Origin of the sequence: Streptomyces sp. NPDC053542, from assembly GCF_044544685.1 — a bacterium.
Taxonomy (GTDB): Bacteria; Actinomycetota; Actinomycetes; order Streptomycetales; family Streptomycetaceae; genus Streptomyces.
In genome coordinates this window covers 59,967-72,357 of sequence record NZ_JBITXL010000013.1, presented here as the reverse complement: position 1 = coordinate 72,357, position 12,391 = coordinate 59,967, and the positions used below count along the sequence as shown (strand labels likewise).

Sequence of the window (12,391 nt, the reverse complement as noted above, 5' to 3'; positions counted from 1 at the left end):
GCACCCGACGACTGTCAATGGTCAGGCGGTCATTGGACGGATGACCGGCGCCTCCCTACGGTGTGGCGGGTCACCAGCCTGGGAGAGGGAGAACCGATGGCCACCGTGCGGGACACGACATACGAGCTGCTCCGGGCGCACGGCCTGACGACGGTCTTCGGCAACCCGGGCTCGAACGAGCTGCCGTTCCTCGCCGGACTGCCGAGCGACTTCCGTTACGTCCTCGGGCTGCACGAGGGAGCCGTGCTGGCGATGGCCGACGGGTACGCGCAGGCGCGCGGCGGCGCCGCGTTCGTGAATCTGCACGCGGCCGCCGGTACCGGCAATGCGATGGGCATGCTCGCCAACTCCGTGTACGCGCACAGCCCGTTGGTGGTCACCGCGGGCCAGCAGGTGCGCTCGACGATCGGCCAGGAAGTCATGCTGGCGAACGTGGACGCGCCGGCGCTGCCGAAGCCGCTGGTCAAGTGGGCCTGCGAGCCGGCCTGCGCGGCGGACGTGCCGCGCGCGCTCAGCCAGGCGATCCACCTGGCCAACCTGCCCGCCAAGGGGCCGGTGTACGTGTCGGTGCCGTACGACGACTGGGCGCAAGAAGCGCCGGAGGGCGCCCGGCATCTGACGGTGCGTCGGACGGCGGCGGCCGGCTCGCTGAGCGGGGCGCAGCTCGACGAGCTCGTGGCGACCCTGGACGGGGCCGAGAATCCCGTACTGGTGCTGGGCCCGGAGGTCGACGCCGAGGAGGCCAACGCCGACGCCGTACGGCTGGCGGAGAAGCTGAGCGCGCCGGTGTGGATCGCGCCCTCGGCGTCCCGCTGCCCGTTCCCCACCCGGCACCCCGCCTTCCGTGGAGTGCTGCCCGCCGCCGTACAGGGCGTGAGCGACGCGCTGGCCGGGCACGACGTGATCCTGGTCGCCGGGGCCCCGGTATTCCGGTACCACCAGTTCGTGCCCGGCGCGTATCTGCCCGAGGGCGCGCGGCTGATCCAGCTCACCAGTGACCCGGGCGAGGCCGCGCGGGCGCCGGTGGGCGAGGCGCTGGTCGGCGGGGTGCGGGACGCGCTGGCGCGGGTGGCGGACGCGGTGACCGGCGGGCGGCGCCCGGCCCTGCCGCCGCTGCCGGACTTCCGGCGCGCGCCCGCCGCCGCGTCCGGCGACCGGCTGCATCCCGAGGAGCTGTTCGCGCTGCTGCGCACGACCGCGCCCCGGGACGCGGTGTACGTGAAGGAGTCCACCTCCACGACCGGCGCGTTCTGGGCGCAGCTGGACCTGTCGCTGCCGGGCAGTTACTTCTTCCCGGCCTCCGGCGGGCTGGGCTTCGGGCTGCCCGCCGCCGTCGGCGCGCAACTGGCGCACGCCGAACGGCAGGTGATCGGGCTGATCGGTGACGGGTCGGCGAACTACGGCATCACGGCGCTGTGGACGGCCGCCCGGTACGGCATCCCGGTGATCATCGTGATCCTCAACAACGGTACGTACGGTGCGCTGCGCTGGTTCTCCACGGTGCTGGACTCCGGGGAGACGCCGGGCATGGACGTGCCCGGCATCGACTTCGTCCAGCTCGCCAGGGGGTACGGGGTCGCGGCGAGCGCCGTGCGGACCGGCGAGGACTTCGTGCGCGCCTTCAAGGACGCACTCGCCAGCGGCCGGCCCGCCGTCATCGAGGTGGCGACCGAACTCACGGAGCCGTGACTCACCGAGCCGTGACTCACGGAGCCGTAGCCACGGCCGGTTCTCCCTTCTTCCGCGTCGCCAGCGCCTCCATGCGGTTGATCAGCGGAGGCAGGAACGGCGAGCCCGCCGTCGCCGCGCCGGCCGCGCCCAGGGCGATCGTCCAGGCGACCGGCCCGAGCGGGGTGCAGCCGAAGAAGTGGCTGAGGCCCGGCGTCTGGACGACGGCCGCGAGGGCCGCCATCGAGCCGACGGCAGAGGCCACGACGGACCGGTCCTGGCCGCCGATCAGCAGGGTCTGGCCGAGCTGGGTGGCGACCAGCGCGGCGAGCGCGACCGTACGGGCGCGGGCCGGGCGGCCGGTGAGGCGCGCCGCGAGCCAGCCGGCGGCGGCGCCGGCCGCCGTGGCGAGCGCCCGCTGGGCGGTCTCGTCGGTCAGCGCGGTACCCAGTGACGCCTCCGGGCCCTCGCGGAGCAGCCGGTCGGCGGCGTCGGGGTGCGGCGGGCGGACGGCGAGCGCGATGGCCGGGAGCAGGTCGGTGAAGAGGTTGACCAGCAGGAGTTGACGTGCCGTCAGGGGCGAGGTGCCGGAGACGGTGGCGCCGAGGACGGTGAAGGCGATCTCGCCGAGGTTGCCGCCGACCAGCATGGCGAGCGCCTGGCGCACCGAGGCCCACATGGCGCGGCCCTCGATGAGCACGGCGAGGATGGTCTCCAGCCGGTCGTCGGTGACCACCAGGTCGGCGGCCGCGCGTGCCGCGGGGGTGCCCCGGCCGCCGAGCGCGATGCCGACGTCGGCGATCCGGATGGCGGGCGCGTCATTGGCGCCGTCGCCGGTCATGGCGACCGTACGGCCCAGCCGTTGGAACGCCTGGACGACGCGTACCTTGTGCACCGGCGTGCCGCGGGCGACGACTCCGACGTTGGGCAGCGCCTTGTCCAGGGCCGCGTCGTCCATCGAGTCCAGTTCGGCACCGGTGACGACGCGGTGGCCGTTGATGAGTCCCAGTTCCTTGGCGATGGACTCGGCGGTCTGCGGGTGGTCGCCGGTGATCATGACGATGTGCACGCCCGCGTCCGAGAGTTCCCGCACGGAGTCGCCGGCGGTGCTCCGCACCTGGTCGGAGAAGGCGAGGAAGCCGAGGAAGCCGAGCTTGCCGACGGCTTCGTCGGCGAGCTTGCTCTCGGTGGTCGGGTCCTTGCGGGTGCGGCGCTCGGCGACCGCGAGGACGCGGTGTCCCTCGGCGGCCAGCTTCTCGCCCTCGGCGAGGATCTCCTCGAGGTCGGCGCGGTCCAGCTGCCGCCCCTCCTGGGTGGTGCAGCGCTGGATCACCTCCTCCGGCGCGCCCTTGACCGACAGCACCCACTCCTTGCCGCTGCGGCCGACCGCGGCGTGGAAGCCGCGGCTGGGCTCGAACGGCAGGTACGCGGTGCGCTTCCAGCCGGGGGCCGAGCGGGTGCGGTGCACGCCGGCCTCCTCGGCGCCGGTGACCACCGCGTTGTCGGTGACATGGGCGAGCGGCTGCTTGCGGCGCCGCCGGGGCGTGGCGCGCAGCCCGGCCGCCAGTACGTCCTGCTGCTCGGCGCCCAGGCGTTCCAGCGTGAGGCTGCGGCCGGCCGCCGACACGGCGGTGAGGGCCATCCGCCCATGGGTGAGGGTGCCGGTCTTGTCGAAGCAGAGCACGTCGGTGCGGCCGACCGCCTCGATGGTCCGGGGGTCGCGGACGAGCACGCCCTGCGCCGACAGCCTTCGCGCCGCGGCGAGTTGGGCGGCCGACACCAGGAAGGGCAGCCCTTCGGGGACGCTGGCCACCGCGAGGCCGACGCCCGCGCCGACCGTCTCCCGGGCGGGGCGGCCGCGCAGCAGGCCGACGGCCATCAGGGTGCCGGCCGCGCCGAGCGCCACGGGCAGCGTGGTGCGGGTGATCTGCGCGAGGCGGCGTTCCACGCCGACCGGGGCGGCCGCGCCCCGCCCGGCCTGCGCGCCGCGGCCCGCTTCGGTGGCGGCGCCGGTCGCGACGACCACGGCGCGCGCCCGCCCGGCCGCCACGGTGGTCCCCTCGTACGCCATGGACGTACGGTCGGCCACCTCCGAGGCGAGCACGGGCGCGACGTCCTTGGCCACCGGCAGCGACTCGCCGGTCAGCGCCGACTCGTCCGCCTCCAGGCCGCGGGCGGTGAGCAGCCGGCAGTCGGCCGGTACGACGTCGCCGGCGGCCAGCGCGACCACGTCGCCCGCGACGAGCTCTTCGGAGGGCAGCCGGCGCTCCTCGCCGTCGCGCACCGCGTTGGCCATGACGGCGGAGCGGCGGTGGAGCTCGGCCACGGCCCGGTCGGCCAGGTGGCGCTGGACGCCGCCGATGCAGCCGGAGAGCAGGGTGACGCCGATGATGATGTAGGCGTCCAGCAGGGCGCCGACGCCGGCCGACAGCGCGGCGCCGCCGAGGAGCACGGGGGTGAGCGGGTTGGCGGTCTCGGTGGCGACCGCCCGGATCAGCGAGGGCTGCTGGACTCCGTCCCCGACCGTCCTGGTGCGGCTGCGGGCCTGACGGGTACTCAGGCCGCTTTCGGTGCCGCCGGTCAGCTCCAGCACGGTGTCCGGGGTCATCGCGTGCCAGGGGCGGCGCGCCGGTATCGGGGCGCCGTTGACGCGCAGCGTCTGTGCCGCCGCCCACACGCCCTGTGCCATGCCCAGCGTGGCGGCCACGTTGACGGCGAGCAGGCTGCGCGCGGCCTGGCCGCGCCTGCGGCGGCCCGCCAGCGTCGCCACCGCGCCGACCACGGCCGCCGCCTGGGCGAGCCGTACGCCGCGCTGCGAGACGGGCCGGGCGGCGCCGCACGCCGCGACCAGCACCGTCGCCTGCGCGAGGTCGTCGCCCAGGTACAGGTCGGCTCCCCAGGGCAGGACGCCGTCCGGGCCGATGACGCCCGCGCCGACGTCGGCGGCGGCGAGCGCGGCCCGGTTCCGGGAGATCAGCAGCACTCCCCTGCCGTCGCGTTGCGCGTCGCGGACGGCGGCGGCCAGCTCGTCGCCGCCGGGCACCGTGCCGTGCGCGTCGGAGAGGGCGACGTGGTCCGCGTGGGCGCCCGCCACCAGGACGGTGAGCCCGGACCTGCGGCCCGCGGCGACCAGCCCCTCGGCGATTTCGTGCAGTTCGGGCACCACGGCGGCCAGCGCGCAGGTCTGCCCCTCGCGGGTCAGCACCAGCACGTCGTCGCGCAGCCGGGCCGCCGCGTCCGCCTCCGCCCCGCTCCTCGGCTCCTCCAGCGGCGCCAGTGTCCAGCCGTCCTCCTCGTGCGTCGCCCTGGGGTGCCGCCCGTCGAAGAGCCGGTGCGCGGTCGCGGCGAGCTCGCCGGAGGAGCGCTCCGGGTCCAGCGCGGCCAGGTCGGCCAGCAGGTGATTGCCGGTCAGCAGGGCCTCGGTGTCCAGTACGACGGTGCCGACGCGGTCCAGCCGGCGCAGCGCGCCGGGGTCGGCGACGAGGGTGCCGCGCAGGGACAGGCCGCGGCCCAGGATGCCGGCGAACGCCTCGCGGGCCGCCCAGGGCGGTTTGGGCACGGTGGCCAGGGCCGCGCTCGCCGCGGGTACCGGCCTGCGGGTGACCGCGAGGGTGCCGGCGAAGACAGTACCGGCCACCCACCCGGCCCGGCGCGCGTACCGCTCGACCGGGCCCTCGCGCAGCGGCACCTCGCGCTCCGTGCCGGTCACCGCGGCGGCGCGGGCGTGCTCCTCGCTCTCGGCGACGCGCGGCGCCGCGGTTTCCCAGGCGTCGCGGTGGGCGACGGTCTCGGCCAGCCGCAGGGCGTGCCGGACGGCGTCCACGCCGAGGCCGGGGAGACCGCCGGTGCCGGCGTGGGCGAGCGCGCTCAGGCCGGCGAGCGCCACGTCCACGTTGGCGGCGCCCAGCACGGCCGTCGCCCTGCGGCGCAGCGCCGGCTGGGTGTCGACGATGGTGGCCACCGCGGAGAGGGCGACCGGCAGCGGGGTGCGCCGGGAGAGTCGGACGGCGGTGGCGACCGGGACGGCCGCCGCCTGCAGGGCGAGGGAGAGCGCGGCGCGCCGGATGTCGCTGGGCGCGAGGGGGTGTTCGGGCAGCGGGCCGGTCAGCCCGTGCTCCTCCTCCACCGCCTCGACCGCTTCGGTCAGCGCCTGCGCCGTCTCGACGAGCTCCGGTGAGCCGTCCAGGGCGACCACCGCGTGCCCGAGCACGGCGTTGACCGCTGCCCACCGTACGGCGGGCAGCTCCGCGAGGCGCCGCTCGACGGCAGCGGTCACCGCCGCTGCCGTCGCCTCCTCGGCGTCCCGCAGTCCGCGCACCGCGATGTGCGCCTGTTCGCCGATGATGCGTATACGTGGCCGCGCCTGCGAGCCGAGTGCGCTCGCCGTGGTCCGCGCCACCGTGTGCACGATGCCGATCCCCGGAACATTCACCGTCCGCCACCCGTCTCCCTGCATCCGGCCCCCCGAAGCCGGTGCCCGCCCGCTTCGTTCCGATGCCCCGACGCGTCCTCGGACGCGCCAGAATGGAGTACGCACAGCACACCGTACTCGGGCCAAACGAGGAGTTGGGATGCCCAGTACAGCCGAAAGCACGCGGAAATCCGCCGCGAAGCGGACGCCCCAGCCGGACACCACCGAGGACACGCACATCCACCGCAGTAAGCAGGGCCTGAGCGTGCACACCCTCGATGTCCGCGCGCCGCTCCACGTCCCCTATTTCACGCCGGGGGACATGGTGAACAACGCGCGGACGGCCGGCGACTGGCTGCCGCCCATGCCGCCTACCAGGGAACTCCTGTACTACGGCGGGCTGGGCGCACTGGCGGTCGCCGGGGCGCTGGAGTGGCCGGTGGCGCTGGCCGTCGGCGGCGCGACTGTCCTGTTGCGGCGCTCGGGGCGGCAGGAACCGGCCGCACAGCAGGAACCGGCGAGCGCCGACGGCGATGAGCAGGCCACGCAGGCCGCCAAGAAGAAGGACTGACCGCGCGTAAGGGGAGGAGGAGAGCCGCCGGAGAAACGGTGCCGGGCCCGGTTCCGCGAGGAGCCGGGCCCGGCACCGCACGTCGGCGGAGGTGGTCCTCCGCCGGGTGCGTAGTGGGGGTTCGCTCAGAGTTTCCGGGTGTCGCGCGGTTCGACGTACGGCTCCTCGTCCCGCGGATGCCCGGATTCCAGGGCGCGGCTCCGCTCCATTTCGGCGTTGAACTCCAGCCCCAGCAGGATGGCGAGGTTGGAGATCCACAGCCAGACCAGGAAGATGATGATCCCGGCCAGGCTGCCGTACGTCTTGTTGTAGTTGCTGAAGTTGGCGACGTAGAGGGCGAAGAGCGCCGAGACGACCAGCCAGAGCAGCACGGCGAGCAGGCTGCCGGGCGTGACCCAGCGGAACCTGCGCTTGACGTTGGGCGCCGCCCAGTACAGCAGCGCGATGATGAAGCTCACCAGGATCAGCATCACGGGCCACTTGGCGATGTTCCACACCGTGATGGCGGTACTGCCGAGCCCGATGACGTCCCCCGCCTTCTGCGCGAGCGAGCCGGTGAACACCACGGCCACGCTGATGAGCGCGAGCAGCACAACGGTCACCAGGGTGATGAGAAAGCGGGTCGGCAGGATCTTCCACGCCGGCCGGCCCTCGCCGATGTCGTACACGGCGTTGGAGGCGCGCATGAAGGCCGCGATGTATCCGGAGGCCGACCACAGCGCGACGACAATGCCGATGACCAGGGCGATGCCGGCCTTGCCGCCGCTGCCCTGCATCTGTTTGAGCATGCTGGTGATGACGTCACGGGCGGCGCCCGGCGCGAACTTGCCGACGTTGTCGATCATCGGCTGGAGCGTCCCGCTGCCCATCAGGCCCAGGATCGAGACCAGGGCCAGCACGGCCGGGAAGATCGCGAGCACGCCGTAGTAGGTCAGCGCGGCGGCCAGGTCGGTGAGGTTGTCCTTCTTGAACTCCTTCGCGGTGCGCTTCAGCACCTCCGTCCACGATGCCTTGGGCAGGTCGCCCGGGCCCTTGGGGGCCCGGTGCTGGCCACCGGCGCTCGCTCCGCCGCCGCCACCGTCGTCGTTCACGTCCCGCTGATGCCCTCGCATGGGTACAGCACCTTCCGAAGCGGATGATCGGACACCCAGCCTCACCCGCCCGGACGGCGGCTCGCCCGCCGGACTGGTCCGTATGGAGGCCACGGACCGCGCCGGTGCCGCTCAGGGCAGGATCGAGTCGACATAACCGCCGTCGACCCGGACGGCGCCACCGGTCGTCGCCGACGCCTGCTCGGAACTCAGATAGACGACCATATGGGCGATCTCCTCCGGCTCGATCAGCCGCTGCAGGAGTGACTGCGGGCGGTGCTCGCGCATGAAGACGCGCTGCGCCTCGTCCCACGGCAGATCGCGGTCCACCAGCTCGTACACGAAGTCCCGCACACCGCCGGTGTGCGTCGGCCCGGCGATGACGGAGTTGACCGTGACGCCGGTACCGGCCGCCTGCTTGGCGAAGCCGCGGCCCACGGCGAGCAGGGCGGTCTTCGACATCCCGTAATGAATCATCTCGGCGGGAATCACCACCGCCGAGTCACTCGCGATGTACTGAATACGGCCCCAGCCGCGCCCGGTCATGCCCGGCAGGTACGTTCGGGTGAGCCGGACCGCGGCCAGCACGTTCACCTCGAAGTACCGCCGCCACTCCGCGTCGCTGATCTCCAGCGGATCCTGCGCGCCGAAGATGCCCAGGTTGTTGACGAGAATGTCCACGTCCGGCAGCGCCTCCGCCAACCGGGCGGTCCCCTCCTCCGTGGTCACGTCCGCGGCCGCGGCGACGAACCGCCCGCCGGGCGCCTCCTGCCCGAGCCGGGCGACGGCCTCGTCGACGCGGGCGGCGTTCCGCCCGTTGACCGCGACCCGCGCCCCCGACCGCGCCAGCCCCACGGCGATCGCCGCCCCGATCCCCTGCGTCGATCCGGTGACCAACGCGGTCCGTCCTGTGAGGTCCAGCTCCATGCGTGAGCTCCGTTTCCCGAGTTGCCTGCGCCCTTGCAGGCTGCCACGTCCCGCCCACTCCACCCCATAACGGCACGAAAGGCATCCACCATGTCGTCAGTCCCCGTACCTCCGCCCGCCGACCGCTTCGTCGTCGTCACCGGCGGTCCCGGCGCCGGCAAGAGCACGCTCATCGACCGTCTCGCGGCGGCCGGGTACGCCCGGTCGGAGGAGGCGGGCCGGGGCGTGATCCGGGACCAGGCCGCCATCGGCGGACGCGGCCTGCCCTGGACCGATCCGGCGCTCTTCGCCGAACTGATGCTGAGCTGGGAACTGCGCTCGTACCGGCTCGCCGCGGCCTCCGGGGCTCCGCACGCGGGGCCCGTCTTCTTCGACCGCGGGGTCCCCGACATCGTCGGCTACCTGCGGTTGCAGGGGCTCCCCGTACCGGACCATGTGCATGCCGCGGCGCAGGCGTACCGGTACCACCGACGGGTGTTCATCGCGCCCTTCTGGCCCGAGATCTACACGGTGGACGCGGAGCGCAAGCAGTCCCCCGAGGAGGCCGAGCGGACGTACCTCGCCATGGTCGAGGCGTACACGGAGTACGGCTACGAGCTGGTCGAGCTGGCGCGGGCGCCGGTCGAGGAACGGGTACGGGCCGTGCTGCGGTCGGTGCAGGAGGCCCGGAACAGGGCGTGACGCGGGGCCGCGACCGGGAACCGGTACGAGGGCCGGGACGGCGGAGCCCGGTGTCTCCACCAGGAAGGAGCGACCGTATGGCCACCACGGGAGAGGTACGCGCAGGCCCCGATCCCCGCAGCATCCGGCTGCCGGGGATCGTGCTGGGGGTGGGGCTCGGCGGATTCGTCGACGGGATTCTGCTGCACCAGCTCCTGCAGTGGCATCACATGCTGACCAGCACGAACACCGATCGCATCGGGGTCAAGTACTACTCGCCGCACACGGTGTCCGGGTTGGAGATGAACACCGTCTGGGACGGCGTCTTTCATACCGTGTGCTGGCTCGCGGTGCTCATCGGGCTGGCCGTGCTGTACTCGCGCGTGACGCACGGCCGGCGGCGGGTGTGGGCGTCCCGGGTGCTGTGGGGCTGGGTGCTGGCGGGCTGGGGGCTGTTCAACCTCGTCGAGGGGGTGCTGGACCACCAGATCCTCGGCATCCATCACGTGCACGGCGGGCCGTACCAGGTCTGGTGGGACGTCGGGTTTCTGGTGGTGGGGGCGCTGCTGCTTCTCGGGGGCTGGGCGCTCCAGCGCGGCGGCCGGGCCTTGAACCATGCGGGGGCGTCTGATGGGTGGTCATGAGCATCACGCCGGGGGCGGGCATCCGCTGCCCGGCGGGCCGCTCCCGACGGCGGTGGCGGTGGGCCTGCTGTTCCTGTTCGCCGCCGGATATCTGCTGCTCGTACGGCGGACCGCCCGCCGCTCCGCCAAGGGCTGGAGCCCCTGGCGCACCGCGAGTTTCCTCGCGGGGTGTGCCCTGGTGGCCGGGGCGCTGCTGCCGCCGCTGGGGGCCTTCGCGCACGGGGACTTCCGCGGGCACATGGCCCAGCACCTGCTGATCGGGATGTACGCGCCGCTCGCGCTGGTCCTCGGTGCGCCGGTGACGCTGCTGCTGCGGACGCTGCCGCCCCGCCGGGCCCGGCGGCTGACCGGTGTGCTGCACAGCCGCCCGCTCCGGTTCGTCGCCCACCCGGTCACCGCGCTGCTGCTGAGCACCGGCTCGCTCGCGGTCCTGTACGGCACCCCGCTGTACGACGTGACCGCGGCGCACCCCGCCCTGCACTGGCTGGTGCACGCGCACTTCCTGCTCTCGGGCTGCCTCTTCGCCTGGGTCGTGGCGGGGCCGGACCCCGCTCCCGCGCGCCCGGGAGTGCCCGCCCGGCTGGTGCTGCTGGGCGTGGCCGTCGCCCTCCACGCGGCGTTCTCGCAGCTCCTGTACGGCGGCTTCCTCATCGGCGTGCACGCGCCGGTCGACCAGGTACGGGGCGGCGCGGAGCTCATGTACTACGGCGGCGACCTCGCCGAGCTGCTGCTGGCCGGCGCCCTGGTCGCCACCTGGCGCCCGGCCCGGAACCCACGCAGGCCAACGGCACCGGCCCTTAGCCCGACCGAGTCACTTTCCCCGCCCTAGCCGGCTCCCTTCGGTGCGCCCCGCCGCGCGTCGCCGTCGACTCAGGACCATGGTGCGGGTCCAGGCCCCGGCGTACGGCCCCGGAGTGGCGGGGAGCGAGGAGAGCGGCAGATGGCTGACCTGTACATCGATGGTGAGTGGACGGGGGCGGCGGCGGGCGGCCGGCGTGATGTGGTCAATCCGTTCGACGCCTCCGTGGTGACGACCGTCGACGACGGGGACGGCACGGACGTCGACCGGGCGGTGCGGGCCGCCCGGCGCGCGTTCGACGCCGGCGAGTGGGCGAACGCCGCGACCCGGAGCCGCGCCGACGTCCTGCACCGGGTGTACGAGCTGCTGCTGCGCGACCTGGAGGACATCGCGCGCACCGAGACGCAGGACACCGGCAAGACGATCGCGGAGTCCCGGCTCGACATCGAGGACATCGCGAACGCCTTCCGGTACTTCGCCGAGATCGCCGACAAGGACGGCGGGCGGGTGGTGGACGTCGGCCCGGACGTGCTGAGCCGGGTGGTGTACGAGCCCATCGGGGTGTGCGCGCTGATCGCGCCGTGGAACTACCCGCTGCTCCAGGCGACCTGGAAGGTGGCGCCCGCGCTCGCGGCCGGCAACACCTTCGTCCTGAAGCCGAGCGAGACGACGCCGCTGACCACGATCATCCTGTTCCGGCTGCTGGAGGAGGCGGGTACGCCGCCCGGGGTGGCGAACCTGGTCCTCGGCCCCGGCTCGACGGTCGGCGCCGCGATGACCCAGCACCCGGACGTGGACATGGTGTCCTTCACCGGCGGGCTGGCCACCGGCCGCACGATCATGGCGGGCGCCGCGGCGGACGTGAAGAACATCGCGCTGGAGCTGGGCGGCAAGAACCCCAATGTGGTTTTTGAAGACTGCGACTTCGAGGCCGCGGTGGATTACGCGCTGGATGCCTCCTTCCTGCACTCCGGGCAGGTGTGTTCGGCCGGGTCGCGGCTGATCGTGCAGGAAGGGCTGTACGACCGGTTCGTCGAGGCGCTGGCCGACCGGGCGCAGCGCATCCGGCTGGGCAACGGCATGCACGAGGACACCGAGAGCGGGCCGCTCAGCTCCGCCGAGCACCGCGAGAAGGTGGAGGGCTATCTGGAGGTCGCCCGCAACGAGGGCGCGCGGCTGGTGTGCGGCGGGCGCCGCCCCGATGACCCCGAGCTCTCCCGCGGCTTCTTCGTCCTGCCGACGATCTACGCGGACTGCGACCGGTCCATGCGGATCGTGCAGGAGGAGGTGTTCGGCCCGGTGGTGACGGTCGAGCGGTTCCGGGACGAGGAGGACGCGGTACGGCTCGCCAATGACACCAAGTACGGGCTGGCGGGCGCCGTGTGGACCAGTGACGCGAGCCGGGCGCAGCGGGTGGCGCAGCGGCTGCGGCACGGCACGGTCTGGATCAACGACTTCCATCCGTACGTCCCGCAGGCCGAGTGGGGCGGATTCGGGCACTCCGGGGTGGGTCGCGAGCTGGGACCGACCGGGCTGCGCGAGTACCAGGAGGCCAAGCACATCTACCAGAACCTCCGGCCGGCGCCTTCCGGCTGGTTCAAGGGCTGAGGCGCGGGCGTG

General features: G+C 73.7%; 9 protein-coding genes. 6 read left to right on the top strand and 3 right to left on the bottom strand.

What is annotated here, in order from left to right:
* The first annotated feature begins 96 nt into the window (after positions 1-96).
* Positions 97-1,689, top strand: a complete 1,593-nt coding sequence (gene mdlC, locus ACIGXO_RS31005; RefSeq protein WP_399793473.1) for a benzoylformate decarboxylase — start codon at positions 97-99, stop codon at positions 1,687-1,689.
* Between the two features lie 16 nt (positions 1,690-1,705).
* Here mdlC and ACIGXO_RS31000 read toward each other — a convergent pair whose 3' ends face one another.
* Positions 1,706-6,100 carry an HAD-IC family P-type ATPase gene (locus ACIGXO_RS31000; protein WP_399793471.1) on the bottom strand — a complete coding sequence of 1,465 codons (4,395 nt, stop codon included), beginning with the start codon at positions 6,098-6,100 and terminating at the stop codon, positions 1,706-1,708.
* A gap of 139 nt (positions 6,101-6,239) precedes the next feature.
* Between ACIGXO_RS31000 and ACIGXO_RS30995 the strand changes: the two genes are divergently transcribed.
* Entirely contained in the window at positions 6,240-6,650 is a 411-nt protein-coding gene (locus tag ACIGXO_RS30995) for a hypothetical protein (RefSeq protein WP_399793469.1), read from the top strand.
* 125 nt (positions 6,651-6,775) lie between these two features.
* On the opposite strand, the gene ACIGXO_RS30990 is transcribed toward ACIGXO_RS30995, so the two are convergent.
* Together ACIGXO_RS30990 and ACIGXO_RS30985 are read right to left on the bottom strand one after the other, a co-directional pair.
* Complete coding sequence (locus ACIGXO_RS30990; RefSeq protein WP_399793467.1) at positions 6,776-7,762, bottom strand: YihY/virulence factor BrkB family protein; 987 nt, start codon at positions 7,760-7,762, stop codon at positions 6,776-6,778.
* A 111-nt stretch (positions 7,763-7,873) separates the two neighbouring features.
* A complete protein-coding gene (locus ACIGXO_RS30985) occupies positions 7,874-8,668 on the bottom strand; it encodes an SDR family NAD(P)-dependent oxidoreductase (protein WP_399793465.1) in 795 nt (264 codons plus the stop codon).
* 90 nt (positions 8,669-8,758) lie between these two features.
* Here ACIGXO_RS30985 and ACIGXO_RS30980 point away from each other — a divergent pair, with 90 nt between their 5' ends.
* The 4 genes from ACIGXO_RS30980 (at position 8,759) to ACIGXO_RS30965 (ending at position 12,379) form a co-directional block, all read left to right on the top strand.
* Positions 8,759-9,349, top strand: a complete 591-nt coding sequence (locus ACIGXO_RS30980) for an AAA family ATPase (protein WP_399793463.1) — start codon at positions 8,759-8,761, stop codon at positions 9,347-9,349.
* Positions 9,350-9,426: 77 nt separating this feature from the next.
* Positions 9,427-9,972, top strand: coding sequence for a DUF2243 domain-containing protein (locus tag ACIGXO_RS30975; protein WP_399793461.1), 546 nt, complete (start codon positions 9,427-9,429; stop codon positions 9,970-9,972).
* Complete coding sequence (locus ACIGXO_RS30970) at positions 9,959-10,801, top strand: cytochrome c oxidase assembly protein (protein ID WP_399793459.1); 843 nt, start codon at positions 9,959-9,961, stop codon at positions 10,799-10,801. The genes ACIGXO_RS30975 and ACIGXO_RS30970 overlap by 14 nt, the downstream gene beginning before the upstream one ends.
* Before the next feature lie 111 nt (positions 10,802-10,912).
* Positions 10,913-12,379 carry an aldehyde dehydrogenase family protein gene (locus ACIGXO_RS30965; protein WP_399793457.1) on the top strand — a complete coding sequence of 489 codons (1,467 nt, stop codon included), beginning with the start codon at positions 10,913-10,915 and terminating at the stop codon, positions 12,377-12,379.
* The last annotated feature ends 12 nt before the right edge of the window (positions 12,380-12,391 follow it).

Coding starts and splice junctions, on each gene's coding strand:
- mdlC (WP_399793473.1), top strand. CDS start 97: ATGGCCACCGTGCGGGACACGACATACGAGCTGCTCCGGGCGCACGGC.
- ACIGXO_RS30995 (WP_399793469.1), top strand. CDS start 6,240: ATGCCCAGTACAGCCGAAAGCACGCGGAAATCCGCCGCGAAGCGGACG.
- ACIGXO_RS30990 (WP_399793467.1), bottom strand. CDS start 7,762: ATGCGAGGGCATCAGCGGGACGTGAACGACGACGGTGGCGGCGGCGGA.
- ACIGXO_RS30985 (WP_399793465.1), bottom strand. CDS start 8,668: ATGGAGCTGGACCTCACAGGACGGACCGCGTTGGTCACCGGATCGACG.
- ACIGXO_RS30980 (WP_399793463.1), top strand. CDS start 8,759: ATGTCGTCAGTCCCCGTACCTCCGCCCGCCGACCGCTTCGTCGTCGTC.
- ACIGXO_RS30975 (WP_399793461.1), top strand. CDS start 9,427: ATGGCCACCACGGGAGAGGTACGCGCAGGCCCCGATCCCCGCAGCATC.
- ACIGXO_RS30970 (WP_399793459.1), top strand. CDS start 9,959: ATGGGTGGTCATGAGCATCACGCCGGGGGCGGGCATCCGCTGCCCGGC.
- ACIGXO_RS30965 (WP_399793457.1), top strand. CDS start 10,913: ATGGCTGACCTGTACATCGATGGTGAGTGGACGGGGGCGGCGGCGGGC.